At 64.0% G+C, this 25,405-nt stretch carries 24 protein-coding genes; 19 read left to right on the forward strand and 5 right to left on the reverse strand.

Annotated features, from left to right (window positions below):
* The first annotated feature begins 3 nt into the window (after window positions 1-3).
* The 3 genes from RPF88_RS26240 (at window position 4) to RPF88_RS26250 (ending at window position 3,393) form a co-directional block, all read left to right on the forward strand.
* A complete protein-coding gene (locus RPF88_RS26240) occupies window positions 4-1,290 on the forward strand; it encodes a glutamate-5-semialdehyde dehydrogenase (RefSeq protein ID WP_013529069.1) in 1,287 nt (428 codons plus the stop codon).
* Between the two features lie 163 nt (window positions 1,291-1,453).
* The gene (locus tag RPF88_RS26245; RefSeq protein ID WP_013529070.1) at window positions 1,454-2,041 is read left to right on the forward strand and encodes a nicotinate-nucleotide adenylyltransferase; all 588 of its coding nucleotides are present in this window, start codon (window positions 1,454-1,456) and stop codon (window positions 2,039-2,041) included.
* Between the two features lie 68 nt (window positions 2,042-2,109).
* Window positions 2,110-3,393, forward strand: coding sequence for an MFS transporter (locus RPF88_RS26250; RefSeq protein WP_013529071.1), 1,284 nt, complete (start codon window positions 2,110-2,112; stop codon window positions 3,391-3,393).
* Window positions 3,394-3,402: 9 nt separating this feature from the next.
* Here the strand turns inward: RPF88_RS26250 and RPF88_RS26255 are convergent, their stop codons facing one another.
* Window positions 3,403-4,254, reverse strand: coding sequence for a mechanosensitive ion channel family protein (locus RPF88_RS26255; protein ID WP_013529072.1), 852 nt, complete (start codon window positions 4,252-4,254; stop codon window positions 3,403-3,405).
* Between the two features lie 242 nt (window positions 4,255-4,496).
* On the opposite strand from RPF88_RS26255, the gene rsfS reads away from it, so the two are divergent.
* The 10 genes from rsfS (at window position 4,497) to RPF88_RS26305 (ending at window position 14,017) form a co-directional block, all read left to right on the forward strand.
* Window positions 4,497-4,874: a ribosome silencing factor gene (rsfS, locus tag RPF88_RS26260; protein ID WP_013529073.1), complete on the forward strand. Its 378-nt coding sequence runs from the start codon at window positions 4,497-4,499 to the stop codon at window positions 4,872-4,874.
* Between the two features lie 27 nt (window positions 4,875-4,901).
* Window positions 4,902-5,384 carry a 23S rRNA (pseudouridine(1915)-N(3))-methyltransferase RlmH gene (gene rlmH / locus RPF88_RS26265; RefSeq protein WP_013529074.1) on the forward strand — a complete coding sequence of 161 codons (483 nt, stop codon included), beginning with the start codon at window positions 4,902-4,904 and terminating at the stop codon, window positions 5,382-5,384.
* A 124-nt stretch (window positions 5,385-5,508) separates the two neighbouring features.
* Window positions 5,509-6,846, forward strand: a complete 1,338-nt coding sequence (locus RPF88_RS26270; RefSeq protein ID WP_024502880.1) for a murein hydrolase activator EnvC family protein — start codon at window positions 5,509-5,511, stop codon at window positions 6,844-6,846.
* Window positions 6,847-8,178: a S41 family peptidase gene (locus RPF88_RS26275; protein ID WP_024502881.1), complete on the forward strand. Its 1,332-nt coding sequence runs from the start codon at window positions 6,847-6,849 to the stop codon at window positions 8,176-8,178.
* 212 nt (window positions 8,179-8,390) lie between these two features.
* Window positions 8,391-9,569, forward strand: a complete 1,179-nt coding sequence (locus RPF88_RS26280; protein ID WP_337123461.1) for a divergent polysaccharide deacetylase family protein — start codon at window positions 8,391-8,393, stop codon at window positions 9,567-9,569.
* Between the two features lie 30 nt (window positions 9,570-9,599).
* Entirely contained in the window at window positions 9,600-10,124 is a 525-nt protein-coding gene (locus RPF88_RS26285; protein WP_337123462.1) for an RNA pyrophosphohydrolase, read from the forward strand.
* 123 nt (window positions 10,125-10,247) lie between these two features.
* Entirely contained in the window at window positions 10,248-11,387 is a 1,140-nt protein-coding gene (gene alr / locus RPF88_RS26290; protein ID WP_337123463.1) for an alanine racemase, read from the forward strand.
* A gap of 274 nt (window positions 11,388-11,661) precedes the next feature.
* Window positions 11,662-12,084: a nucleoside diphosphate kinase regulator gene (rnk, locus tag RPF88_RS26295; RefSeq protein ID WP_024502884.1), complete on the forward strand. Its 423-nt coding sequence runs from the start codon at window positions 11,662-11,664 to the stop codon at window positions 12,082-12,084.
* A gap of 2 nt (window positions 12,085-12,086) precedes the next feature.
* Window positions 12,087-12,641: a nucleoside-diphosphate kinase gene (locus RPF88_RS26300; RefSeq protein WP_081714251.1), complete on the forward strand. Its 555-nt coding sequence runs from the start codon at window positions 12,087-12,089 to the stop codon at window positions 12,639-12,641.
* A 119-nt stretch (window positions 12,642-12,760) separates the two neighbouring features.
* Window positions 12,761-14,017 carry a D-amino acid dehydrogenase gene (locus RPF88_RS26305; protein WP_337123464.1) on the forward strand — a complete coding sequence of 419 codons (1,257 nt, stop codon included), beginning with the start codon at window positions 12,761-12,763 and terminating at the stop codon, window positions 14,015-14,017.
* Window positions 14,018-14,021: 4 nt separating this feature from the next.
* Here RPF88_RS26305 and RPF88_RS26310 read toward each other — a convergent pair whose 3' ends face one another.
* The 3 genes from RPF88_RS26310 to RPF88_RS26320 all read right to left on the reverse strand — a co-directional run bounded on the left by RPF88_RS26310 (window position 14,022) and on the right by RPF88_RS26320 (window position 17,716).
* The gene (locus RPF88_RS26310) at window positions 14,022-16,178 is read right to left on the reverse strand and encodes a phospholipase D-like domain-containing protein (protein ID WP_337123465.1); all 2,157 of its coding nucleotides are present in this window, start codon (window positions 16,176-16,178) and stop codon (window positions 14,022-14,024) included.
* Window positions 16,175-16,618 (reverse strand): hypothetical protein, encoded by a 444-nt coding sequence (locus tag RPF88_RS26315; RefSeq protein WP_013529084.1) that lies wholly within the window; start codon window positions 16,616-16,618, stop codon window positions 16,175-16,177. Before RPF88_RS26315 ends, RPF88_RS26310 begins: the two co-directional genes overlap by 4 nt.
* Window positions 16,619-16,834: 216 nt before the next feature.
* Window positions 16,835-17,716 carry a LysR family transcriptional regulator gene (locus RPF88_RS26320; RefSeq protein ID WP_337123466.1) on the reverse strand — a complete coding sequence of 294 codons (882 nt, stop codon included), beginning with the start codon at window positions 17,714-17,716 and terminating at the stop codon, window positions 16,835-16,837.
* A 218-nt stretch (window positions 17,717-17,934) separates the two neighbouring features.
* Here RPF88_RS26320 and RPF88_RS26325 point away from each other — a divergent pair, with 218 nt between their 5' ends.
* Both RPF88_RS26325 and RPF88_RS26330 read left to right on the forward strand, forming a co-directional pair.
* On the forward strand, window positions 17,935-19,431 hold the full coding sequence (locus tag RPF88_RS26325; protein WP_013529086.1) for a CoA-acylating methylmalonate-semialdehyde dehydrogenase: 1,497 nt from the start codon (window positions 17,935-17,937) through the stop codon (window positions 19,429-19,431).
* Between the two features lie 315 nt (window positions 19,432-19,746).
* Complete coding sequence (locus RPF88_RS26330) at window positions 19,747-20,046, forward strand: hypothetical protein (RefSeq protein WP_224618775.1); 300 nt, start codon at window positions 19,747-19,749, stop codon at window positions 20,044-20,046.
* Window positions 20,047-20,098: 52 nt separating this feature from the next.
* On the opposite strand, the gene RPF88_RS26335 is transcribed toward RPF88_RS26330, so the two are convergent.
* Window positions 20,099-20,791, reverse strand: a complete 693-nt coding sequence (locus RPF88_RS26335) for a GntR family transcriptional regulator (RefSeq protein ID WP_224618773.1) — start codon at window positions 20,789-20,791, stop codon at window positions 20,099-20,101.
* Between the two features lie 69 nt (window positions 20,792-20,860).
* On the opposite strand from RPF88_RS26335, the gene RPF88_RS26340 reads away from it, so the two are divergent.
* From RPF88_RS26340 to RPF88_RS26355, 4 genes are all read left to right on the forward strand, one after another.
* Window positions 20,861-21,754: a dihydrodipicolinate synthase family protein gene (locus tag RPF88_RS26340; RefSeq protein WP_024502892.1), complete on the forward strand. Its 894-nt coding sequence runs from the start codon at window positions 20,861-20,863 to the stop codon at window positions 21,752-21,754.
* 61 nt (window positions 21,755-21,815) lie between these two features.
* Window positions 21,816-23,135 carry an NAD(P)/FAD-dependent oxidoreductase gene (locus RPF88_RS26345; RefSeq protein WP_442921287.1) on the forward strand — a complete coding sequence of 440 codons (1,320 nt, stop codon included), beginning with the start codon at window positions 21,816-21,818 and terminating at the stop codon, window positions 23,133-23,135.
* A 31-nt stretch (window positions 23,136-23,166) separates the two neighbouring features.
* Window positions 23,167-24,168: a 4-hydroxyproline epimerase gene (locus tag RPF88_RS26350; protein ID WP_013529091.1), complete on the forward strand. Its 1,002-nt coding sequence runs from the start codon at window positions 23,167-23,169 to the stop codon at window positions 24,166-24,168.
* A 334-nt stretch (window positions 24,169-24,502) separates the two neighbouring features.
* Entirely contained in the window at window positions 24,503-25,405 is a 903-nt protein-coding gene (locus RPF88_RS26355) for a branched-chain amino acid ABC transporter permease (protein WP_013529092.1), read from the forward strand.

Genomic DNA, 25,405 nt, shown 5'->3' on the forward strand with positions numbered 1-25,405 from the left:
GCCATGCTGAAACTGCATGAAAAATCCGGGGATGACACTGTCGCGCTGATGGCCGATATCGGCCGGCGCGCCCGCGCTGCCGCCCGGCCGCTGGCCATTGCCACGACCGCCGCCAAGAACGCCGCACTGCTGGCCATGGCCGAGGCGATCGTGGCCCGTGAGCAGGACATTCTCGACGCCAATGCCATCGATGTTTCGAATGGTCATGAATCCGGGCTTTCCACCTCCTTCATGGACCGGCTGAAGCTCGATCCGGCGCGCATCCGCGCCATGGCCGACGGCATCCGCGAAATCGCCGCGCTGCGGGATCCGGTTGGCGACGTGATCGCGCAGTGGGACCGGCCGAACGGTTTGCATATCGAGCGCGTGCGCACGCCGCTCGGCGTCGTCGGCGTCATCTATGAGAGCCGCCCGAACGTCACCGCCGATGCCGGCGCGCTGTGCCTCAAAGCCGGCAATCCGGTGATCCTGCGCGGCGGTTCGGATTCGCTCAATTCTTCCGCCGCCATCCACGCCTGCCTGGTCGAAGGGCTGAAGCAAGCGGGCCTGCCGGAGGATGCCATCCAGCTGGTGCCGACCACCGACCGCGCCGCCGTCGGCGAGATGCTGAAGGGGTTGGGCGGCAACCTCGACGTCATTATCCCGCGCGGCGGCAAAAGCCTGGTCGGACGGGTGCAGGCCGAGGCGCGGGTCCCGGTCTTCGCGCATCTCGAAGGCATCTGCCATCTCTACATCGACCGTTCCGCCAAGCTCGATATGGCTGTCAGGATCGCCGTCAACGCCAAGATGCGACGCACCGGCGTCTGCGGTGCCGCAGAGACGCTGCTGGTCGACCGGGCGGTTGCCTCCACGCATCTGGTGCCGATCCTTGATGCACTTCGCGCCGCCGGCTGCGAAATCCATGCCGACGCCGAGGTGCTGAAAGTGTTTTTCGACGCCAAGCCGGCGACCGATGCCGATTGGGTGACAGAATATCTCGATGCCATCATCGCGGTAAAACTGGTCGACGGTATCGGTGGTGCGATCGAGCATATCGAGACGTTTTCCTCGCATCACACCGAGGCGATCGTCGCCGAGGATGCGCAAGCCGTCGAGCGGTTTTTCAACGAGATCGATTCGGCGATCCTGCTGCACAACGCATCGACGCAGTTCGCCGACGGCGGCGAATTCGGCATGGGCGCCGAGATCGGCATCGCCACCGGCAAGATGCATGCGCGCGGACCGGTGGGCGTCGAACAGCTGACGTCGTTCAAATACCGTGTGCGCGGCTCGGGACAGGTGAGACCTTGAGCGCTGGTCTTACCCTTCCCCTTGTGGGGAGGGTGGCGAGCATAGCGAGCCGGGTGGGGGGACGACGCTGAATTCCGCGATACCCCCACCCCGCTCCGCTTCGCGGATCGACCCTCCCCACAAGGGGGAGGGTAAGGAGGCTATCACCTCCCACTATTTCAAAATGCCGCACGCCGAGAAAGGCCTTGCCGTCGGCCTGTTCGGCGGTTCGTTCAATCCGCCGCATGCCGGCCATGCGCTGGTCGCCGAGATCGCGCTCAGACGCCTGGCGCTCGACCAGTTGTGGTGGATGGTGACGCCGGGCAATCCGCTGAAGAACACCAGGGAGTTGGCGCCGCTGGGCGAACGGCTGCAGCTGTCGGAACAGATCGCCAAGAACCCGAAGATCAAGGTCACCGCTTTCGAAGCCGCCCATCACGTCCGCTACACCGCCGATACGCTGGCGCTGGTCAAGGCGCGCAACCCCGGTGTCGATTTCGTCTGGATCATGGGTGCCGACAGCCTGCGCGATTTCCATCGCTGGCAGCGCTGGCGCGAGATCGTCATGACCTTCCCGATCGCCGTCATCGACCGCCCGGGCGCGACGCTGTCGTTCCTGTCCTCGGTCGTCGCCAAGACCTTCGACTATGCCCGCATCGACGAGGGCGATGCGCCGCGGCTTGCCCGCATGAAGGCGCCGGCCTGGACCTTCATTCACGGCCCGCGCTCGTCGCTGTCATCGAGCGCGATCCGCAAGCTGGCGAAGGGGTGAGCCCGGCCGCCCGGCCATGTCGCTTTTATCGCTTCCTTTGCCCGTTCCATGGGCAATCCTGAGCAGGCATGTCGATTCCCAGGAAAAACCGCAGCGAAGCCGAGCAGGGCGCCGAGCCCACGCCGCTGATCGCGATTGCCAGCGTCATCGTGTCGATGGCGCTGATTGCCGTCGGCAACGGGCTGATGTTTGCCTACATCCCGGTCCGGCTTGGCGCAGAAGGTTTCGATCCGACCTGGGCCGGGCTGATCATCACCGGGCTTTCGGCCGGCGGGCTCGCCGGCTGCATCTTGACCGGACCGCTGGTGCGAAGGGTCGGCCATGCCCGCGCCTTCATGGTGCTGTCGGCGCTGATCGCGCTGGCCAACGCCGCTGTCGGCGCCGGGGTCCTTCCGCTGCTGTGGATAGCCGCCCGCGCGCTCTACGGCTTTGCCATATGCGGCCTGTTCATCGTCGCGCAGAGCTGGCTGAACGATGCCGTTGCCAACGCCATCCGCGGCCGGGTGATGGCTTTCTTCTACGTTGCCTATGTCGCCGGGCTCGGCGTCGGCTACGCGACGCTAGCGCTGGTCGATATCAGGACAGCGGATGCGCCGCTGATCGGCATCGTCTTCACCGCGCTGTCGATCCTCCCTGTCGGGATGACCAAACTTGCCCAGCCGCCGGCGCCGCAGGCGGCCTCGGTGGCGCTGCGCCGTGCCTGGCGGGTTTCACCGGTCGGCGTCGCCGGCATGCTTGCCGTCGGCGGCCTGTCGATGTCCATTGCTGGCTTCGCACCGATCCACGCCACGGCCAAGGGCTACAGCCAGGCCGACGTGGCGCTGCTGCTTTCGGCGATGCCTCTCGGCACGCTGATCCTGCAGATCCCGCTTGGCTGGATTTCCGACCGAACCGACCGCCGCTATGTGCTGATCGCCGCATCCGCGCTCGCCATGGTCGCCGGCCTGTTTGCACTCGGGTTCGATGGCGGCGCGCTGGCCGCGTTGGTTGTGATCTACATCGTGTGGGACGGCGCTTCGGAATCGATCTATTCGCTGGCCAGCGCGCACGCCGCCGACCGCGCCGGCAAGGACGACATGGTGGCGCTGTCCAGTTCGCTTTTGTTTGCCTGGTCGCTGTCGGGCTTCGTCGTGCCCGGCATCGTGACGGCGCTGTCGGCCGTCTTCGGAACGCAGGCTTTCATCTATGTGGCTGTTCTCATCGCCGCAGCCTTCTGCCTGTTCGTGCTTTTGCGTGTGTTCACGACGCGTGCGGTCCCGGTCGGCGAAACCGGCAGTTTCGCACCGATGACGGCGCAGGCGCCGTTGCCGGTCGAACTCGCCTTCGCACCGGACGATGAGGGCCGGCACTGAGCCACCCGACTATTGTCGACGGGCTTCCGGCGACGGGGCTTCCGGTGGCGGCAGCGGGATCGATATGCCTTCGCTATCGAATTCCTGCTTGGCGCGCTTGGTGAGATCGGTCTGGGTGGCGAAGAAGTCCGCCGACGATGTCCAGTAGCGCAAGGCAATCGAAACGGTGCTATCGCCCAATGTCGCGACGAAAGCGATCGGTGCCGGCTCACGCTTGACCCGCCGTTCGGCGGCGGCAATGGCAAGCAATGTCTTTTGAGCGCGGTCGATGTCGTTCCAGGAGCCGATGCTCAGCGTGATGTCGCTGCGGCGCACCCCATTGCGCGAAAAGTTGCGCACCGGCTGGTTCCACAGCGTCGAGTTGGGCGCCAATATGTAGACCCCGTCGGCCGTCCTGAGCTTGGTTGCGAACAGGCCGATCTCCTCGATCGTACCGGCAATCGAACCGACCTCGACGGACTCGCCGATGCGAAACGGCCGCAGTGCCAGAAGCATGATGCCGGCCGCGATGTTCTGCAGCGTGCCTTGCAACGCCAGGCCGATGGCGAGGCCAATGGCACCGATCGCGGCAATGATCGAGGCCGTCTGCACGCCGAACTGGCCGAGCACCATGATGGTGACGAGGATCAGGATGGCATAGCGGACGATCTTCGAGAAGAAATGCCGCAACGTCGCGTCGAAACCATGGATATGGCCGAGACCGGCGAAGATCGAACGTTCGGCAAGGCCGGCGACGATATAACCGACGATCAAGAGGATAACGGCACCGATGGCCGAGAAGGAGTAGGAAACAATCAGCGTGCTCAGTTGGGCGAGGCCAGCCTGGACGCTGAGGAAGGCGTTTTGCGGGTCGATCGGCATGGGGGAAATCCGGTTGGTCGGTGAGCCGATAACCCATGCCGACGGCGAGGGTTCCGATCTTTTCCGGTGTGCGGCGGAACCACAGGAGCGACAATACGTTCGTGCGAGGCAGGGTCCCGTCTTGAAACTGTCAGGGAACTCTGCCTATCTAAGTGGTGTCACCTGCTTCAAGGGGTGATTTGGTTGTTCTTGCTGCGAAAGGAAATACACTGAGAACAGCACTGCGGAAGAAGGCCGATATCATGCCTTCGCCGGCCAGGATCAGCGTAGACGACGCCGTGTCCCGCGCCATCAAGACAGTCCTTGCCAGTCTGGAAGACTCCAAGGCCGAAAATATTGTCTCCATCGACATCCAGGGGAAATCGAGCCTCGGCGACTATATGGTCGTCGCTTCGGGCCGATCGCACCGTCATGTCGCGGCTGTCGCCGATCATCTTCTCAAAGCGATCAAGGATGCCGGTCTCGGCACCGCGCGCGTCGAGGGGCTGTCCGGCGCCGACTGGGTCCTGATCGATTCTGGCGACATCATCGTCCATGTCTTCCGCCCCGAAGTCCGCGAATTCTACAATCTCGAAAAGATGTGGCAGGCGCCGGACCTCGAGGAAGAAACGCTCCACTAAGTCGTTCGCGCGGCTTACAAGGCAAGGATGAAGATATCAGTTCATGCCGTGGGCCGGATGAAAGCCGGCCCCGAGAAGCTGCTGGCCGACCGCTATTTCGAGCGCTTCGCCAAGAGCGGCCCGGCGGTGGGGCTTGAATTTGGCGGCATTGCCGAAATAGCCGAGGGGCGCGGCCAGACTGCCAACGAGCGCCGGCGTGAGGAAGGCCAGAAACTGCAGACGCAGTTGCAGCCCGGCACCGCCCTGATCCTGCTCGACGAACGCGGCAAAAGCTTTTCCTCGGAAGATTTCGCCGGGCGCCTCGGCCTGTTGCGTGACGGTGGCCGCAAGGCGCTGATCATCGCCATCGGCGGCGCCGACGGCCACGATCAGTCGCTGCGCGACCAGGCCGAACTGGTGATGTCGTTCGGATTGCTGACATGGCCGCATCAACTGGTGCGCGTGATGCTGGGAGAGCAGCTTTATCGTGTGGCCACTATCCTTTCGGGACATCCCTACCATCGCTCGTAAGCCGGTGAATTGGTGCGACACACCCGGATTTCCGCCCCAATGCCAACGTAACATTGCATCGAGTGGGCGGTTTCGAACATGGTTGATTGTTCGTTAACGAAGCCACGCATAGAGTCGGGCTTCAATGTCTGAAGACAGAAAATCAAGAACGGGCTCATGGCGCGCGCGCTGCGGCATCGCGGCGGCGGTGCTTGTGCTGTCGCTGCATGCGGGGCGGGCGGAAAACACGCTCGACCTGGCTCCCGATCCGGACCAGAGCCGGGCCGAATATGAACGGGTCTCGAAGGAGATCACGCTGTCGTCCGAACGATTGGCCAAGCTCTCCGCCGACATCGCGACGATCAAGAAGGATCACGCCTCGATCACCGCCGCATTGATCCAGTCGGCGATGACCGAGCAGAAGCTCGGCCAGGACATCGAGGACATCGGCGCCAGGCTGGAAGGGTTGAAGGGCCAGGAACAGAAGATCCGCGCCTCGCTGATGGCGCGGCGCGACGTTCTGGCCGAAGTGCTGGGCGCGCTGCAGCGCATGGGCCTCAACCCGCCGCCGGCGATCCTGGTCAAGCCCGAGGACGCGCTGTCGTCGGTGCGCAGCGCCATCCTGCTCGGCGCGGTTGTGCCGGAACTGCGCCAGCAGACCGATAGCCTGCTTGCCGATCTCAAGGAACAGACCAGGATTACGGCGTCGATCGAGGCCGAACGGGCGCGGCTGACGGCGGCGGTCGGCGACCAGACGGCGGAAAAGAAGCGGCTCGGCATGCTGCTGGAGGCCAAGCAGAAGCTCGAAGCCGACACGCAAACGCAAATGGCCGCGGAAAAGCAGCGATCCGAGGCGCTGGCGGCCAAGGCCGGCAGCCTGAAAGAGTTGATCGCCTCGCTCGAAGCGCAGGCCGACAAGAGCCGCAAGGCCGCCGATGCCGCCAAGGCCGCTGAGCAGAAGACGGCGGATGGCGACAAGACATCCGCGCCGGCGGAACTGGCGTCGCTGCCCGTTCCGGAAAGCAACCAACTTGCCGCCGCGGTGCCCTTTTCGGCGCTGCAGGGACAGATCGCACTGCCGGTGACCGGCCGCATCAAGCGGCGATTCGGCGCCGACGACGGTAACGGCGCGGTGATGCTAGGCGACATGGTTGCGACACAATCGGGAGCCATCGTTACCGCGCCGGCGGATGGAAATGTGCTTTATGCGGGGCCGTTTCGCTCTTATGGTCAACTCTTGATCCTGAACGCAGGCGACGGCTATCATGTCGTTTTGGCGGGGATGAGCAGAATCAGCGTCGCGACCGGTCAATCAGTGCTTGCAGGAGAGCCGATCGGTGCGATGGGAGAGGCCCGGGTGGCGAGCACCTCGGTTTCGAAGAATGGAAATGCCACGCCGGAACTCTATGTCGAGTTCCGCAAGGATGGAAAACCCGTCGATCCGGCCCCATGGTGGGCGGACCGTTTTTCTGGAAGGACGTGAATAATGCGGAAACTGTCGCTTCTGTTTGCCGGTGCGCTGATGGGCGCGTCCGCCATGAGCCTGGTCTATGGCGCACCCGGCTCGGCGGCGAACGCTGCAGGGTCGGAGACCTACAAGCAACTGGCGATCTTCGGCGATATCTTCGAGCGCGTGCGGGCACAGTATGTGACGCCGCCCGACGACAAGTCGCTGGTCGAGAATGCCATCAACGGCATGCTGGCTTCGCTTGACCCGCACTCCTCCTACATGAATGCCGAGCAGGCGCAGGATATGCGCGTCCAGACCAAGGGCGAGTTCGGCGGCCTCGGCATCGAAGTCACCATGGAGAACGATCTGGTCAAGGTGATCACGCCGATCGACGACACGCCGGCCGCCAAGGCAGGCGTGCTGGCCGGCGACTACATCGCCAAGATCGACGGCGAAGAGGTTCGCGGCCTGACCCTCAACGATGCGGTCGACAAGATGCGCGGCCTGGTCAACACGCCGATCAAGCTGACCATCCTGCGCCAGGGCGCCGACAAGCCGATCGAACTGACGGTCGTGCGCGACATCATCAAGGTCAAGGCGGTCAAGTTCCGGGTCGAGAACGACATCGGCTACATGAAGATCACCTCCTTCACCGAAAAGACCTATGACGACCTCGAGAACGCCATCGACACCATCAAGAAGCAGATTCCCGACGACAAGCTGAAGGGCTACGTTCTGGATCTCCGCCTCAATCCGGGTGGCCTGCTCGACCAGGCGGTGAGCGTGTCCGATGCCTTCCTCAACCGCGGCGAGATCGTCTCGACGCGCGGCCGCGACCCCAAGGACGTCACCCGCTTCGACGCCAAACCCAAGCAAGTCGACGACATCAACGGCAAGCCGATGATCGTCCTGGTCAATGGCGGTTCGGCCAGTGCCTCGGAAATCGTCGCCGGCGCGCTGCAGGACCTGCGCCGCGTCACGGTGGTCGGCACGCAGTCCTTCGGCAAGGGTTCGGTGCAGACCATCATTCCGCTCGGCGAGAATGGTGCGCTCAGGCTGACGACGGCGCTCTATTACACGCCGTCCGGCAAGTCGATCCAGGGCAAGGGCATCACGCCCGACATCAAGGTCGAACAGCCACTGCCGCCGGAACTGCAGGGCAGGGATCTGACGCGTGGCGAATCCGATCTCAAGGGCCATATCAAGGGCGCCGACGAGAGCACGACGGGTTCGGGCTCTGCGGCCTATGTGCCACCGGATCCGAAGGACGATCTGCAGCTCATCTATGCCGAGCAGCTGCTGCGCGGCCAGAAGACCGATCCGTCCTTCCCGCCCAATCCGCAAAAGGCGGTTCTCAACCAGTAAGCATCTGGAGCGGCGCACGCGCCGCTCCATCTTTCTGTTTGAGCATGATGGAAGCAATGCGATGCTGCCGGGACCGAAAGGTTCCGGCAGTTTGATTCGGGGGCGAGGCAAAGCTCCCAAGGCATGGCGCGGGGGTGCGCCGGGATTGATGAATTCGCGCATGCCGTTTCGAAGTGGCTTCGCCTTCGGAGCCATGCGCCCGGGGATTACGCTTGACTGATATCGGCAAGGACATCGAACGCCCGCTCGGACAGGCAGTCCGGCCGCCGCGCGCCGCCGGCAAGCTCAGCGGCGGTGCGATCATGGCGACAGTGGCCGTGCTGGTGGTGGCAGGCATCTCCGGCGCGATCGCGCTCAGGGAAAAGCCGTTTCGTAAGCCGCAAGAGGTTGCCGTTTCAACGCCGAAAGTGACCGCGGCGGCCGAACCTGCCGCCGCGCCGCCTGCATTGGTCCCGGCGGCACCGAAGCCGGAGGCGACGGTCAAATCAGGTGGGCCGCAGATCATCCATGTGCAGACGGAGGAGGGCGATGGGCCGCCCAAGGCAGCGATCGTCATTCGCGACCCGTCGACCGTCGGCCAGAACCTGAAGATCGCGCATATTCCCGACAAGGCGCTGATCGAGGCCAGCGAGACCGGGCCTTTGCCGGTGCGCGCCGCCGATGGCAGGCGGCCGTTCGACGTCTATGCGCGGCCCTGGTCGGGCGGGCGCGGCGCACGGGTGGCGATCGTCATCGGCGGGCTTTCGGTTTCGCAGACCGGCACCCAGGCGGCCATCGCCAAGCTGCCGGCGGAAGTGACGCTGGCCTTCGCGCCGCAAGGCAACAGCATCGGCCGCTGGATGCAGGCAGCCAGGCAGAGCGGCCACGAGATCGTCATGCAGGTGCCGCTCGAACCGTTCGATTATCCCAAGGTCAATCCGGGACGCAACACGCTGACGGTGGCGGCGAGCGCGGACGAGAACCTGAAGAGCCTGCACTGGGCGCTGTCGCGGACGACCAACTATACCGGCGTCATGAACTATATGGGCGCCCGCTTTTCCGCTGACGCGGCGGCGATGGAGCCGTTCATCGCCGAGCTCGGCAAACGCGGCCTCGCCTATATCGATGACGGCTCGTCGGCGCGCAGTCTGGCGCCGGATCTGGCGCTGAAGGACGGCGTGCCCTTCGTCGCCGGCGACATGGCGATTGATGCCGTGCAGGATCGCGGCGAAATCCTGAAGAAGCTCGACAGCCTGGAGGCGACCGCGCGGGCCAAAGGCACTGCCGTCGGCATCGGTTCGGCCTTCGACCTGACGGTCGATACCGTGTCATCCTGGGTGGTCGAGGCCAAGAAGCGCGGCATCGAGATCGTGCCGATTTCAGCGGTGGCTATCGATCCGCAAAAAGGCTAGCCCTCGGAAGACGGCTGGAAAGAGTGACTGATGCCAAAGACGAACAAAATCGACCGCGAAACGCTGCCTTACCGACCCTGCGTCGGGCTGATGATCCTCAATGCCGAGGGCCTGGTCTGGGTCGGGCACCGCATTGCCGAACCGGACAGCGAATTTGCCGGCACGACGCAGCTCTGGCAGATGCCACAAGGCGGCATCGACGAGGGCGAGGAGCCCCTGCAGGCGGCCGAGCGCGAGCTCTATGAGGAGACCGGCATGCGCGGCGTCTCGCTACTGGCCGAGGCGCCGGACTGGATCAACTATGATTTGCCGGAGCATCTCGTCGGCATCGCCTTCAAGGGCCGGTATCGCGGCCAGACGCAGAAATGGTTCGCCTTTCGCTTCCACGGCGATGTCAGCGAGATCCAGATCAATCCGCCGCCGGGTGGCCACACCGCCGAGTTCGACAAATGGGCATGGCGGCCGATGCAGGATCTTCCTGACCTGATCGTGCCGTTCAAGCGCCATGTCTATGAGGATGTGGTGGCGGCGTTCCGGCATCTGGTGCGACAGTAGGGGAGTAGGGGAGTAGGGGAGTAGGGGAGTAGGGGAGTAGGGTTGAATGTTCTGTTGCGGTCCGCGCCAATTACTACTGACTACTGACTACTGATTAACCCATCCACCACAAGAACGGTCGCCATGAACGACGCCCTCCAAAAATCGCCGCCAGAAGAGGTCACCGCCACAAGCGAAGTGGCGGCTGGGGCCATCCTCACCATCGACCTCGGTGCAATCCGTGAAAACTACCGGCGGCTGAAGGCGCGGTTGGGCGATGTTGCCTGCGCTGGTGTGCTCAAGGCGGACGGCTACGGCCTTGGCGCCGGCCAGGTCGGGGCGGCACTGCTGCGCGAAGGCTGCGATATCTTCTTCGTTGCGCTTCTGGGCGAAGGCGTCGCCCTGCGCCGCTCGCTTGGGGCCGGCCCTGCCATTTTCGTGTTGAACGGCATTCCGCCCGGTGCCGAGACGGACGCCGTGGCAGCAAACCTTTGCGCTGTTATCAACAGCCCCGAGCAACTGGCAGCCTGGCGTGCTGCGGCCCGCCGCGCCGGCCGAAAACTGCCGGCCGCGATCCAGGTCGACAGCGGCATGTCGCGGCTCGGCATGGCGCCTCGGGATGTGGATCGCATCGCCGCCGATCCGCAGGCTTTCGACGGCATCGACATCCGTTACGTGATGAGCCATCTGGCCTGCGCCGACGAGCCGGAGCACCCGGCCAATGAGCTGCAGCGACTGGCATTCGAGCAGCTGCGCAAGATGCTGCCGGCGGCACCGGCCTCGCTGACCAATTCCTCCGGCATCTTTCTTGGGGAGCGCTTTCACTACGATCTCGCCCGCCCCGGTGCCGCGCTCTACGGCATCAATCCGACGCCGGCAAAGCCCAATCCGATGCTGCCGGTGGTGCGGTTGCAGGCAAAGGTGGCACAGACGCGAAGCGTCGAAAAAGGCGCCGGCGTCGGCTATGGCCACACCTATCATGCGCAAGGCCCGCTCAGGCTGGCGACGATTTCGTTCGGCTACGCTGATGGCTGGCAACGCCGCGCCGCGTCCGCCGCCTGGTTCGAGGGTGTGCGGCTACCTTTCGTCGGGCGGGTGTCGATGGATTCGATCATTCTCGACATTTCCGCCCTGCCGGGCGGCAGGCTGCGCGAGGGTGATCTGGTCGAACTGCTCGGTCCCTCGCAAAGTGTCGATGACGCTGCCGGCCATGCCGGCACCATCGGCTACGAGATCCTGACCAGCCTCGGCCCGCGCTTCCATCGGCGCTATGTCGGCGGTTGAGCGGTTTGGCCGCGCTTGACAAGCGGACGCCTGTCGGCAAGGCTCCATGCATGAGCAACCCAGCTTATATCAGAACCTTGTTCAGGGTCTGCCCGATCGCGGGATCGTAGCCCCGGCGCGTTCGCCTTTTGGCGTCCGTCCGAACCGGGGCATTTCTACCTGACATTATCATTCCCGAGCCAGACAGCTTCGCGGCTGCCGGTTTTTCATCAAGCCACCGTTTGCGCGGCGGCAGGCGCGCGTCTGTTCGATGCGCCAAGTCATGAGGTTTGCCATGCAACATGCAACAGGATTGCGTCCACCGAGCCGGCTTCTGGTAACCGATGCCGACCATCATAGGCTGACGGGCCTAGCGCGGGCGTCGCTCGACCGCGTGCCCGAGACGGCCGAAGAATTGCTTTCGGAGATGGACCGTGCCGTTGTCACGGCAGCGGCTTCCATGCCGGCCAATGTCGTGCGGATGGGTTCGGCGGTGACAATCCGCAACGATGGCGGCAACATCCAGCGCGTCACGCTGGTCTATCCCGGCGAAGCAGACATCAGTGAAAACAGGATCTCGGTGCTGACGCCGATGGGGACGGCGCTCATCGGCGCGACCGCTGGGCAGACGGTGTGCTGGAGCAGCCGTGGCGGCCGGGAACTGTCGGCGACCATCGAAGTGGTCGATACGCCGGCCTGCGGGCGGGAGGGGTCTTGATCATGGAGACGGCGATGACAGGCGCGAATTTCCAGCTGACGACAAAGGACTTCGCCGTCCTCGAAATCATGTTGGAGCGTCGGCGGGCTTTCGCGGATCCGATTGTTCCAATGCTTGAAGACAAGCTTTCCAAGGCCGAGGTCGTCGCGATCGATTCGGTCGGATCCGATATCGTGACGCTGAACAGCAGGCTGGTATTCCGTGTCGATGCCGGCCCCGCCCAGACCCGGACCCTGGTGCAGAACGAGGTGCGCGGCCCGGTCGGCTCCAGCCTGTCGATCATGACAAGGCGGGGGCTTTGCATGCTCGGCATGGCCGAGGGCCAGACTGCATGGATCGAACAGGCCGACGGCAGGCGGGAGTCGGTCCTGATCGCGACCGTGCTCTACCAGCCGGAGGCCGCGCGGCGTGCCGTTAGGGAGAAATCCCAGGCCGAGGCGCGACGGCCGCATGGGCTCACCCTCGTCTACAGCGCCGCAGCCGATTGGCGGCCCCTTGGCGAAAGGGCCGGAATGCGGCAGACAGGGGATGACGACCCCGGTCCTGCGGCGGCGTGAACAGGCAACACTGCATGATCTCGAAAATCGGCATCGATTTTCGCCGGGGATCATGCGCAAATCGGAATGCGCCGCGTCCAGGCGTCCTCAAGGGCGTGCGACGCGGCAAGGAGTAAACGATGAAGATCATGGTGCTGGGCGGCGGCGTCATCGGAGTGACCACGGCGTACTTTCTCGCCGAGGCCGGTCACGAGGTGACGGTTCTCGACCGCCAGAAAGGCCCGGCGCTGGAAACCAGCTTCGCCAATGCCGGCGAAATTTCGCCCGGCTACGCCTCGCCCTGGGCCGGACCCGGCATTCCGCTGAAGGCGATCAAATGGCTGCTGATGAAGCATGGCCCGCTGGTGGTGCGGCCGGCCTTCGATCCGCATATGTGGACATGGCTCATCAAGATGCTGCGCAACTGCACGGCCGAGCGCTATGCGATCAACAAGGCGCGCATGGTGCCGCTGGCCGAATACAGCCGCGATACGATCAAGGCGCTGCGCGAAGCGACCGGCATCGCCTATGACGAGCGGACCCAGGGCACGCTGCAGCTGTTCCGGACGCAAAAGCAGCTTGACGGCACCGGCGGCGATGTCGAGGTGCTGAAGAAGTATGGCGTGCCTTACGAGATCCTCGACCAGGACGGTTGCATCGCGGCTGAGCCTGGCCTTGCCGGGGTGCGCGAAAAGTTCGTCGGCGGCCTCAGGCTGCCGCACGACGAGACCGGCGACTGCAAGATGTTCACCGACAGGCTGGCCGAACTCTGTGTGGCCCGTGGCGTCAAGTTCGAGTACGACGTGACGATCTGGCGCGTCATCCGCAGCCGCAACCGCATTGCCAATCTCAGCACCAGCAAGGGCTGGAAGACCGCCGACGCCTATGTGATGGCGCTGGGCAGTTATTCGGCGGGTTTCATGCGCCGAGTGAAGCGGCCGATCCCGGTCTATCCGGTCAAGGGCTATTCGATCACCGTGCCGATCAAGGACGCGGCGGCGGCGCCGGTCTCGACGGTGATGGACGAGACCTACAAGGTGGCGATCACCCGGCTTGGCGACCGCATCCGGGTTGGCGGTACGGCCGAGATTTCCGGCTTCGACCTCAGGCTGCACGAATCGCGGCGGCGCACGCTGGAACACTCGGTCGGCGATCTCTTTCCCGGCGCCGGCGCCATGCGGGACGCGACGTTCTGGTGCGGGCTGCGGCCGATGACGCCGGATGGTCCGCCGCTGATCGGCCGCACCGAGCTCTCCAATCTCTATCTCAACACCGGCCACGGCACGCTCGGCTGGACCATGGCTTGCGGCTCGGGCAAGGTGCTGGCCGACATCATCTCTAGCCGGGTGCCTGACATCGACGTCCGCGACCTCGCGCAGGAGCGTTATCTGCGGTAGAGAGTCAGAACGCCTGCCGGACCCAGTCCTCGTCGAACAGCAGCCGGTAGGCCCACGGGATCGTCACATTGGTGGCGACCGGATTGGAGTGGGCGACATAGTCGTCATAGATCGGCTTCATCCTGGTGTAGAAGGCCGGATCGAGCACCATCATGCCGTTCTCACTGTCGTGGAAGAAGCTGCGGTTGTTGAGGTTGACCGACGAGATGGCGACCAGCCTTTCGTCGATCATCATGATCTTGGAATGCAGCACCACGTCAGGCGCCTTGAACTCGCGGATGTTGATGCGGTCGCCATATTTCTCGACGAACAGCTTGTTGAGCGCGGTGAGGAACTTGCCGCCGATATCGCCCTTGAGATCGATGCGGCCGACAATGTCGATCCTGACGCCGCGGGCGAGCGCCCGGTCAACAGCCTGGGCAAGCTTGGGCGTCAGGTTGAGGTAGGGATTAACGATCTGGATATGGTGCTGGGCGGCGTCGACCAACTCGACGAAATAGTCCTCCAGCGCATGGCCATCCTCGTAAGGCACCGAAATGAAGTGTCGTGCCGTCCCTGAAGGACGGGCGCCGTCGGACCGGACCGGAATGGAGAAGGGGCGCGCCAGATTGGTGTCGGCGTCGCGCAGCCACACTGTCGAAAGATGCGCGGCAAGGGTCTCGACCGTGGCCGGATCGGCGAACTCGATGTCGAAGTCGCTCCAGTTCGAATAGTAGTTCAGCGAGAACCCGTCGGTCTTGCCGTATTGCTCAAGGTCTGGATAGCGCGACAGATCGATCGGCTGGTGGAACAGGAAGCCGTCATGGATGTTGCGGCCGCCGATGATGGCGCGCGACCGCCGTGGATCGTCGGCAAGCGTCGCCAGCATCTTGACGTGATGGACCTTGTGCAATTGTGAAATCTGCTCGTCGATCGGCGCGCCCCGGTCCGCCCGCCAGCGATATTCCTGCAGCCCGACATTGGGGAATTCGGCCGCCAGCCGATGCAGCATGGCGTCGTCCTTGTCGCGCTCCAGCACGTCGGTGACCAGGATGCGCACCTTGGTGCCGAGGGCTGCATGATGACGGATCAGCCGTTCGATGATGCGGCCGGAGAAGTCGGCCTTGAACTCCAGGGATGACAGATAGATCAGCTTCAGTTTTGGGGCCCTGGAGAAGTCGAGCGGCAGCTCCGGGTCGCCCTTGTCGATGGCGCTGTCGGACAGCGGCGCTCCCATCAGCGCCTCGACCTTGGCGTTGAAGCCATCGCGCGATTTGCGCAGCAGGCGCGGCTTTCCGATCGGCAAGGCACAGGTCTGCGACAACCAACGGCTGGCATAGAAGGCGCGGCTGAGAGGATCGAGGCCGGTTGGGTCTGGCGTCGGGCAACGCTCGTAGCGACTGTCGAAAGCGGCAAGCGCCGGATCGGCGGTCTCTTCGCGTCGGATGGTGAGCGGCGCGCCGGCCGGAGCAAGGCTGGAGCGGATTCTTGTCGCGCAGCGGTTCAGGCCGTCACTTGGAAACAGGCTGACCGTATCGTCCTCGCCGGACAGGCGAAAGCGAAATGCCGTGCCGGTGGCGATGGTGCGTGAAGCGCCGCCGGCACGGATCGCCAGCGTGCCGTCGCATGTGCCCTCGATGGCGGCCGGTTGCTTGCCGGCCTGGCGCAGCACGATCTCGACGCCGCGCGCTTGCAGGCCGGAGAAATCGAAGGTCTTGGGCGCCGAAGGCCGCGCCGCTGCATCGATGTAGAGCGTCTGTCGCGACACCCGCCAGCGTCCGTCAAAATGACCCTCGCCGCTGTTGGCGTCGGCCGGCGGCAGATGCGTTTCGGCAACCGGCCCGGCCAGTTTTTGCAGCGTCCGGTAGGTCGCCTGGAAATCGCTGTTGGCGATCTCATGGCGGTCGTGGCCGAAAGGGCCGGTGCCGTTGGCGCGGTCCATGGCGCCAAGCTGATGGCGGGCGAGCAGCGCCAGGAAGCGTTTTTCGTAGTCGCTGGTGCCGGCGTCGCCGAAAAACTGCGCGGCGGCGATCCGCGGCCCAGCTGTCTCCGCGGAGAGCGCGGGTCGCGCGCAAGCGCTCTGGCCTTGCAGGAGATCGCAGGCATTGCGACCAGTACCGGCACAGCCGGCAAGGACAGCCAGCCCGAACAGAACGACGGCGATGAATGCGCGACCCTTCACCCGGCCGCTCCGGTCTTCAGGGCGCTCAATTGCGCCGGATCGCGCGGCGGCATGAAGCCCTGCGGGAAGACCTTGCAGACGGGAATGGCGAAGGTGGCGATCAGCAGTTCGGCCTCGCCGCGCATCTTGCGCGGCGTTGCGTTGTCGTCACGGATCGCTTTCGCCGAGGCGACCAGGGCGCCGTCGCAGTCGCAATGGTTGTGGCGGGCGATGTAGCAGGCATCATGCGTCTGGCAGGCCGCATCGAGGCGGTCGGCCGGCCGGGCCGATAGATCGCCGGTGCGGGTGCCGGGGCCGCAATAATTGCCGAAGACGAAAGGCGAAGGCCGCGCCATGGCGTAGCGGATCGGTTTGGGCAGTTCGGCCTCCGGAACCTTCGTCCACGGATTGGCGCAAGCGGAAACGAAAAGCAGCGGCAGGATGGCAAGAACGGCTCGCATGTCTATCCGCGCCAGCTTTCTGAAAGGTTCCCCACCCGGCGACCTGCCCGTGGCCGGCGACCGCACGCCTGATGCCACACTGGCCGTTTTTGTGGCAAGGAAAAGGCGGCACGGCCAAAGCGTATCGCGTTTGATCGGATTTATGCGATGCGCTTTAGCGTCTTAATTTATGCATGTCGTTCGCCCAAAACCGAGATCAGTTTTGGGCGACATGCCTCAGACGAACAGGTTCCGCTCCCGCTCCACCATCTTGGTGATGAAGCTGGCGACGATCTGAACGCGGCGCAGCGGCCTGACCGATTCGTGATAGACCAGCCAGTAGGCGCGGCGGATCGGCGCGACTACATCGACCGGCACCAATTCCGGCATCCAGCGGGCGACGAAGGTGTGCAGGATGCCGATGCCGGCGCCCGAGCGCACTGCTTCGGCCTGGCCGAGCGCCGAGGAGATGGCGAAACTGGTGCGCCAGTCCGCGCTGAATTCGGCCGCGTAGTCGAGCGAAGGGCTGACAATGAGATCCGGCACATAGCCGATAAGGGTGTGCTGGCCGAGTTCGGCCGCTGTTTTGGGCAGACCATTGGCATCGACATAAGCGCGCGAGGCAAACAGGCCGAGCGAATAGTCGACCAGCTTTCCCGCCACCAGCCGGCCTTCGGTCGGCCGCTCGACAGTGATGGCGATGTCCGCCTCGCGGCGCGACAGGGAGAAGGAGCGCGGCACCGGCACCAGCTGGATCGTCAGCTCGCGGTGCAGGGCGGTCAGCGCGCCAAGGCGCTTGGCCAGGAAGGCAACGCCAAAACCGTCCGGGGCGCCGATGCGCACCGTGCCGGAAACATCGTCGCCTTCGCCTGATATGGTCGAGCGCGCGGCGATCATGTCGCCCTCCATGCGCTCGGCAATGTCGAGGAAGCGCTCGCCGGCGGGAGTCAGCTCGCTGCCGGTGGTCAGCCGGCGAAACAGCTTTGTCCGCAGCGCATCCTCGAGTGCGGCGATGCGGCGTGAGACGGTGGCGTGGTTGAGCTCCAGCCGTTTGGCGGCGCCAAGGATCTGGCCGGCACGCGCCACGGCAAGGAAGATGCGGACGTCATCCCAGTTCATGGGGATGGTCCAGATGACAATCGCTGACGCCGCGTCCTGTGGTGGGAACTCAATCTCTCAATCCCTGCTGCTATCAGACGGGGTCTCCGCATTTGCGAGAATTGATGCTCGTCCGTCAACCGCTATCTACTTTCCGCACAACGGTTGCGTTCTCCGTCGCGTTGCCATCCGCCGGCCAAAGGCGGACAATGCAGCATCACAAACAAGGGAGAGAAATCATGATCGACTATGGTCATTTCATCGGCGGCAAGCATGTCGCCGGGACCAGCGGCCGCAAGCAGGATGTCATGCAGCCGATGGATGGCTCCGTGCGCGGCACGGTGGCGCTGGCATCACAGGCGGAACTGCGCGCTGCGGTGGAGAACGCCAAGGCTGCGCAGCCGAAATGGGCCGCAACCAACCCGCAGCGTCGCGTGCGCGTGCTGATGAAGTTTCTCGAACTGGTCGCCCGCGACTATGACGAACTGGCCGACATCCTGGCGCGCGAGCACGGCAAGACGATCGCCGACGCCAAGGGCGACATCCAGCGCGGCCTCGAAGTGGTCGAAGTCTGCATCGGCGCGCCGCACATGATGAAGGGTGAATTCACCGACGGCGCCGGCCCCGGCATCGACGTCTATTCGATGCGCCAGCCGCTCGGCGTCGTCGCCGGCATCACGCCGTTCAACTTCCCGGCAATGATCCCGCTGTGGAAGATCGCGCCGGCCATCGCCTGCGGCAACGCCTTCATCCTGAAGCCTTCGGAGCGCGATCCGGGCGTGCCGATGCGCATCGCCGAACTGTTCCTCGAAGCTGGCCTGCCGGCGGGCATCCTCAATGTCGTCAATGGCGACAAGGACGTGGTCGACGCCATCCTCGACGATCCCGACATCAAGGCCATCGGCTTTGTCGGCTCGACGCCGATCGCCCACTACATCTATTCGCGCGGCACGGCCGCCGGCAAGCGCGTGCAGTGCTTCGGCGGCGCCAAGAACCACATGATCATCATGCCCGATGCCGACATGGACCAGACGGTCGACGCGCTGATCGGCGCCGGCTACGGCTCGGCCGGCGAACGCTGCATGGCGATCTCGGTTGCCGTCCCGGTCGGCAACGACACCGCCAACCGGCTGATGGAAAAGCTGATCCCGCGCGTCGAAAGCCTGAAGGTCGGTCCTTCGACCGACTCTTCCGCCGATTTCGGTCCGCTGGTGACGCGCCAAGCCCTGGAGCGGGTCAAGGGCTATGTCGACACCGGCGTCAAGGAAGGCGCCAAGCTGGTCGTCGACGGCCGCGGCTTCTCCATGCAGGGCTATGAAGACGGCTACTATATGGGCGGCTGCCTGTTCGACAACGTCACCGCGGACATGCGCATCTACAAGGAAGAGATCTTTGGGCCGGTGCTGTCGGTTGTGCGCGCGCCGACCTATGAGAGCGCGATCAAGCTCGCCAACGACCACGAGATGGGCAATGGCGTCGCCATCTTCACCCGTGACGGCGATGCCGCGCGCGACTTCGCAAGCCGTGTCCAGGTCGGCATGGTCGGCATCAATGTGCCGATCCCGGTGCCGATCGCCTACTACACCTTCGGCGGTTGGAAGGCATCTTCCTTCGGCGACCTCAACCAGCACGGCCCGGACGCGTTCCGTTTCTACACCAAGACCAAGACGGTGACCTCGCGCTGGCCGTCCGGGATCAAGGACGGTGCCGAATTCGTCATCCCGACGATGAACTGACCGGACGATTTCCTGGTTGCGCGTCCTCGCCTTCGGCTGCGGTCGCGCGGGCAGGCATCAAGGACGGTGCCGAATTCGTCATCCCGACGATGAACTGACCGGACAACAGATTGATTTTGAATTTGAGGCCCGGGCGCTCGCGCCCGGGCTTTTTTGCAGGTCGGCGACGACCCTATCTGCGTGAACGCTAATGTGATGGAACCAAGTGGGCATCTGCCGTCTTGGTTTGCAGTCCTGCCGCAAGGAGGTACGGCAGATCAAGCAACGGCGCTGGCGACAGCTTCGGGGACATCGTCTGGCGCAAGGAGGTGTCAGATGACCCGTCTTGTGGCAACGCTATTTTTCGCGGCGGTTTCCGCGTTTGCCGCCGTCCCGGCGATGGCGGAGCAATGCGCAGCCCGTGCGGATATGATCAAAGCGCTCGGGGAAAAATTCCACGAAAGCGAGGCTGCGCGCGGCCTGGTCAACCCGAGCGTCATTCTTGAGATATTCGTCTCCGACCAGGGCACCTGGACGATCCTTGCCACCGACACGCATGGTCAGAGCTGCGTCATCACGGCGGGCGAAGGCTGGGACGGTTCGGTGATGGCGGCGGCTGCCTTGCCAGGGACCTGATCCGAGTTTCGAGGAAGCACCGGCGGCGAAAGCGCATCGGATTAAAAGACGTTCAGCGCGTCGCAGCCGTTTCGGCGTGGCCGCGCAGCAGCGCCATCAGGCGTTTGGCATCCTTGGCCGCGGCCTCCTCGTCGCCGGCAAGGATCGAGCGGATCAGCGCGACATGGTGCTCGGCGGATTCGGCAAGACCGGTCTCGGCCTTGTAGCGGAACCAGAAGCGGCGGCTGTGGGTCTGCAACGGGGCGGCCAAACGGACGGCGAAGGGATTGTCGGCAGCCAGCGCCAACGCTTCGTCAAGTGCCTTGTCGGCCTGAATGAAGGCAAGCACGTTGCCCGAGATCACCGCTTTCTGCATGGCAAGCGCTGCTTCGTGAAACAGGTCGGCGGCCTCGCGGGTGACGAAGCGGGCGGCCGAGCGGGCCAGCACCACCTCGACGCCGCGACGCGCGTCGAGCACGCGCAGCCAGTCGCCGGGATGCAGCGGGGCGATGGCGATGCCTGCGCGCGGCCTGATGTCGAGCAGCCCTTCCCAGGCCAGCCGCTGGATCGCCTCGCGCACCGGTGTCCTGCCAAGCCCGAGCCTGTCGATCAGGGCGCCCTCGGTGACGAAGCTTGCCGGGGCCAGTTCGAGCGTGACGATCATGTGCTCGAGCACATGGTAGGCCCTGGTCGCGGCCGGCTCCGCCGAGGTGCTTGCTGCCGTGGATATCAAATGCGCTCTCCTGATATATCTTGAATATATCATAACGGATTCCGCATTGACAGCGGGTTTGTTAATAGATATACCAGTGATATATCAGATGGAGAGATGATCATGTGGACCGGAGTTTTTCCTGCCGTCACGACCAAATTCACCGCGGATGATCGCCTCGATCATGCCGAGATGGAGCGCTGCTTCAACCTGCAGATGGAAGCTGGCTGCGACGGCATCATCGTTTGCGGATCGCTCGGCGAGGGGCCGATGCTGTCGCCCGATGAGAAGATCGAGGTGCTGAAGACCGCACAAAAGGTCGCCGGCAAGAAGCCGGTGCTGCTGACGGTCAACGAGGCCGGCACACGCGAGGCCGCCAGCATTGCCAAGCGCGCGAGCCGGGAAGGCGCCAACGGCCTGATGGTCGTGCCGAGCCCGATCTACCACACCAATGCGGAAGAGACGGTCGCGGCGCTGCGCGCGGTCGCGCAGGCTGGCGACCTGCCGGTCATGATCTACTCCAACCGGCTTGCCTACCGCGTCGACGTCAGCGTCGACCAGATGGAGGAGCTGGCGTCGGACGAGCGCTTTGTCGCGATCAAGGAATCCTCCGACGACATCCGTCGTTCGACCGAGATCATCAATCGCCTGGGCACTCGCTACGACCTGTTCACCGGCGTCGACAATCTGGCCTTCGAGGCGCTGTCGGTCGGCGCCATCGGTTGGGTGGCCGGACTGGTCACCGCCTTCCCGCGCGAGACGGTCGCCATCTACCAGCTGATGAAGCAGGGTCGCCGCGAAGAGGCGCTCGGCATCTACCGCTGGTTCCGGCCGCTGCTCGACCTCGACGTCTCGACCTATCTGGTCCAAAACATCAAGCTTGCCGAAGTGTTCGCGATCAACACAAATGACCGCGTTCGCATGCCGCGACAGCCGCTGTCTGGCGATCGCCGCAAGTCCGTCGAAAAGATCGTCAAGGATGCGCTCGCGGTGCGGCCGACACTGCCGCAGTTCTGAGGCTTCTTCTTCCTGTTCGCAGGGAGAAGATGGTGGCAGCCAGATAAGGGGCAGCGCCCACGTGCAAGGAAATTCCAGGTCGACAGAAGCGGGGCGCAGCCCCTCATCCGCCCTTCGGGCGCCTTCTCCCCGTGAACGGGGAGAAGGGTTGGACATAGCCATCGTCGGTGGCGGCATCATCGGTGTCTGTGCCGCTGCTTCTCTCGCTGAGGCGGGACGCAGGGTCACCGTCTTCGATCGCACAGGCATTTGCGAGGAGACGAGCTCCGGCAATGCCGCCGCCTTCGCCTTCTCCGACGTGCTGCCGCTGGCGCACAAGGGCATGATGCGGCAGCTGCCGAAATGGCTGGCCGATCCGCTCGGCCCGCTCAGCATCCCGCCCGCCTACCTGCCGACGCTTCTGCCCTGGCTGATCCGCTTCTGGCGCGCCGGTGCGCCGGGGAAATACGAGGCGAGCCTTGCCGCTCAAGCAGGCATGATGAAGCTTGCCGAGGCGGAGTGGATGGGCTTGCTCGATCGCTCCGGCACGCGGTCGATGCTGCGCGAGGATGGCTCGCTCGAGCTTTACGAAAGCGAAGCCGAATTTCAGGCCGGGCTGCCCGGCTGGGCAGCGCGTAAGCGTTTCGGCATCGGTTTCCGCCACGTCGAGGGCGAGGAACTGGCCGCCTTGCAGCCGGGCCTGTCGCCGCGCTTCATCAAAGGCACGTTCGTGCCGGGATGGAAGACGGTCGCCGACCCGAAACTGCTGGGCAAAGCGGTGTGGACCTATGCGCAGGCCAAGGGCGCTCGCTTTGAGCTGGTCCGGATCAGCCAAGTCGCGGCGGATCAGGATGGAGCGACGCTGACGTTGGCAGACGGCACGACCAGACAGGCCCGGCACCTCGTCGTCGCCGCCGGCGCCTGGTCGCATCTGCTGGCCAAGCAACTCGGCGATCGCATTCCGCTGGAGACCGAGCGCGGCTACAACACCACCTTGCCCACGAGTGCCTTCGACGTGAAGCGGATGCTGATCTTCTCCGGCCATGGTTTCGTCGTCACGCCGCTCGAAACGGGCCTGCGCGTCGGCGGCGCCGTCGAACTCGGCGGCATCGAGCGGCCGCCCAATTATGCCAGGTCGAAGGCGCTGCTGCAGAAGGCACAGAAATTCCTGCCGGGGCTCGATCCCTCGGGTGGGCGCGAATGGATGGGGTTCCGCCCCTCGCTGCCGGATTCAGTGCCCGTCATCGGCGGCGCGCCGGGAAAGCGGTCGGTGGTCTATGCCTTCGGCCATGGCCATCTCGGCCTGACCCAGGCGGCGGCCACCGGACGGTTGATCAGGGATCTTGTCCTGGGGCAGACTCCGCCGATCGATCTGGCCCCCTTCAGTCCGCAACGATTTTGATTTTTCGGGTTTTTGATTTTCGAGGAGCGTCATGGCCAAGAAATCCTTCTTCTGCATAGACGGCCACACCTGCGGCAATCCTGTGCGGCTGGTCGCCGGCGGCGGCCCGCTGTTGCAGGGCGCGACGATGATGGAGCGGCGTGCGCATTTTCTGGCCGAATATGACTGGATCCGCACCGGGTTGATGTTCGAGCCGCGCGGCCACGACGTGATGTCCGGTTCGATTCTCTATCCGCCGACGCGCGAGGATTGCGACATCGCCATCCTGTTCATCGAAACCTCCGGCTGCCTGCCGATGTGCGGCCATGGCACGATCGGTACGGTGACGATGGCCATCGAGCACGGACTGATCAAACCAAAGACGCCGGGCGTGCTCAGGCTCGACACGCCGGCCGGGCTGGTCGTCGCCGAATACAAGCAGGTCGGCGACTATGTCGAGGAGGTGCGCATCACCAATGTGCCATCCTTCCTCCATGCCGAGGGGCTGACGGTCGAATGCCCCGGGCTCGGTGAAATCACCGTCGACGTCGCCTATGGCGGCAACTTCTACGCCATCGTCGAACCGCAGGAGAACTATCGCGACATGGCCGATCATTCGGCGGGCGACTTCATCGCCTGGAGCCCGGTGGTGCGGCAGCGGCTCAACGAGAAATATTCCTTCGTGCATCCGGAAAATCCTGGCATCAACCGGCTGTCGCACATGCTGTGGACCGGTGCGCCGACGGTGGATGGGGCGGATGCCCGCAATGCCGTGTTCTACGGCGACAAGGCGATCGACCGCTCGCCCTGCGGCACCGGCACCTCGGCGCGCATGGCGCAGCTTCATGCCAAGGGCAAACTCAAGGCCGGAGACAGCTTCGTGCATGAATCGATCATCGGTTCGCTGTTCAAGGGCAAGGTCGAAAAGGATGTCAGCGTGGCCGGCAAGCCGGCCATCATTCCCTCGATCGGCGGCTGGGCGCGCATGACCGGACTGAACACCATCTTCATCGACGACCGCGACCCGTTCGCGCACGGGTTTGTTGTCAAGTGATGGGAATCCTGACCTTGCGGAAAGCAACGACCTGAAAAATGGATCGTGCCAAAAACGCAAGGATTCCTTTCATCACCTAATTTTGACGGCGATTTCTTCGAAACGGAGCGCATGATGCGGTCGAATCGTCAAAGACATTGCGTTATGCCAATGGTAGGGTCCGCGATAGTCCAGGGGTCGGATGATGGAAAACGGGCAATCGGACGGCGTGCTTCGAAAACACGCATGACGATTGAAAAATGACGTTGCAATCCGGGCTCGAAACTTTACGACTAGGGGAAATACGAAAAGGAATGCGTCTGCATGGGCGACATTCCAGGGGAGCCATGTACACATGCAGTACTTTGTCCAGCAGCTTATCAACGGGCTGACGCTGGGATCGATCTATGGGCTGATCGCGATCGGCTACACGATGGTCTACGGCATCATCGGTATGATCAATTTCGCCCATGGCGACATCTTCATGGTGGGTGCCTTCACGGCACTGATCGTCTTCCTCGCCCTTGGCGCGCTGTTCTATTCCGTGCCGGTTGTGCTGGCGCTGCTGATCATGATGATCGTGGCGATGCTGCTCACCAGCCTCTACAACTGGACGATCGAAAAGGTGGCCTACCGGCCGCTGCGCGGTTCGTTCCGACTGGCCCCGCTGATCACTGCCATCGGCATGTCGATCGCGCTGTCGAACTTCGTCCAGGTGACGCAGGGTCCCCGCAACAAGCCGATCCCGCCGATGGTCAGCCAGGTTTACAACATCAACGGCATCAGCGTGTCGCTGAAGCAGATCATCATCGTCGTCGTCACGGCGCTGCTGCTGGCGCTGTTCTGGTATCTGGTCAACAAGACCTCGCTTGGACGAGCGCAACGGGCCTGTGAGCAGGACCGCAAGATGGCGGCGCTGCTCGGCATCGATGTCGACCGTACCATCTCGATCACCTTCATCATGGGTGCGGCCCTTGCCGCGGTCGCCGGCACTTTGTTCCTGATGTATTACGGCGTCATTGCCTTCTCGGATGGTTTCACGCCGGGCGTGAAAGCCTTCACGGCGGCGGTGCTGGGCGGCATCGGTTCGCTGCCGGGCGCGGTGGTCGGCGGGCTGATGATCGGCTTCATCGAGAGCATGTGGTCGGCCTATTTCTCGATCGACTACAAGGATGTCGCGGCGTTCTCGATCCTGGCCATCGTGCTGATCTTCCTGCCTTCCGGCATATTGGGCCGGCCAGAAGTCGAAAAGGTCTGA

The sequence above is a fragment of the Mesorhizobium sp. ISC11 genome (assembly GCF_037162595.1).
Lineage (GTDB): Bacteria > Pseudomonadota > Alphaproteobacteria > Rhizobiales > Rhizobiaceae > Mesorhizobium > Mesorhizobium ciceri.

What these genes read in the sequence shown, in the direction of transcription:
- RPF88_RS26240 (WP_013529069.1), top strand. Translation starts at nt 4, where the DNA reads ATGCTGAAACTGCATGAAAAATCCGGGGATGACACTGTCGCGCTGATG.
- RPF88_RS26340 (WP_024502892.1), top strand. Translation starts at nt 20,861, where the DNA reads ATGTGGACCGGAGTTTTTCCTGCCGTCACGACCAAATTCACCGCGGAT.
- RPF88_RS26250 (WP_013529071.1), top strand. Translation starts at nt 2,110, where the DNA reads ATGTCGATTCCCAGGAAAAACCGCAGCGAAGCCGAGCAGGGCGCCGAG.
- RPF88_RS26355 (WP_013529092.1), top strand. Translation starts at nt 24,503, where the DNA reads ATGCAGTACTTTGTCCAGCAGCTTATCAACGGGCTGACGCTGGGATCG.
- alr (WP_337123463.1), top strand. Translation starts at nt 10,248, where the DNA reads ATGAACGACGCCCTCCAAAAATCGCCGCCAGAAGAGGTCACCGCCACA.
- RPF88_RS26325 (WP_013529086.1), top strand. Translation starts at nt 17,935, where the DNA reads ATGATCGACTATGGTCATTTCATCGGCGGCAAGCATGTCGCCGGGACC.
- rnk (WP_024502884.1), top strand. Translation starts at nt 11,662, where the DNA reads ATGCAACATGCAACAGGATTGCGTCCACCGAGCCGGCTTCTGGTAACC.
- RPF88_RS26255 (WP_013529072.1), bottom strand. Translation starts at nt 4,254, where the DNA reads ATGCCGATCGACCCGCAAAACGCCTTCCTCAGCGTCCAGGCTGGCCTC.
- rlmH (WP_013529074.1), top strand. Translation starts at nt 4,902, where the DNA reads ATGAAGATATCAGTTCATGCCGTGGGCCGGATGAAAGCCGGCCCCGAG.
- RPF88_RS26320 (WP_337123466.1), bottom strand. Translation starts at nt 17,716, where the DNA reads ATGAACTGGGATGACGTCCGCATCTTCCTTGCCGTGGCGCGTGCCGGC.
- RPF88_RS26330 (WP_224618775.1), top strand. Translation starts at nt 19,747, where the DNA reads ATGACCCGTCTTGTGGCAACGCTATTTTTCGCGGCGGTTTCCGCGTTT.
- RPF88_RS26305 (WP_337123464.1), top strand. Translation starts at nt 12,761, where the DNA reads ATGAAGATCATGGTGCTGGGCGGCGGCGTCATCGGAGTGACCACGGCG.
- RPF88_RS26335 (WP_224618773.1), bottom strand. Translation starts at nt 20,791, where the DNA reads ATGATATATTCAAGATATATCAGGAGAGCGCATTTGATATCCACGGCA.
- RPF88_RS26300 (WP_081714251.1), top strand. Translation starts at nt 12,087, where the DNA reads ATGGAGACGGCGATGACAGGCGCGAATTTCCAGCTGACGACAAAGGAC.
- RPF88_RS26315 (WP_013529084.1), bottom strand. Translation starts at nt 16,618, where the DNA reads ATGCGAGCCGTTCTTGCCATCCTGCCGCTGCTTTTCGTTTCCGCTTGC.
- RPF88_RS26285 (WP_337123462.1), top strand. Translation starts at nt 9,600, where the DNA reads ATGCCAAAGACGAACAAAATCGACCGCGAAACGCTGCCTTACCGACCC.
- RPF88_RS26270 (WP_024502880.1), top strand. Translation starts at nt 5,509, where the DNA reads ATGTCTGAAGACAGAAAATCAAGAACGGGCTCATGGCGCGCGCGCTGC.
- RPF88_RS26245 (WP_013529070.1), top strand. Translation starts at nt 1,454, where the DNA reads ATGCCGCACGCCGAGAAAGGCCTTGCCGTCGGCCTGTTCGGCGGTTCG.
- RPF88_RS26350 (WP_013529091.1), top strand. Translation starts at nt 23,167, where the DNA reads ATGGCCAAGAAATCCTTCTTCTGCATAGACGGCCACACCTGCGGCAAT.
- rsfS (WP_013529073.1), top strand. Translation starts at nt 4,497, where the DNA reads ATGCCTTCGCCGGCCAGGATCAGCGTAGACGACGCCGTGTCCCGCGCC.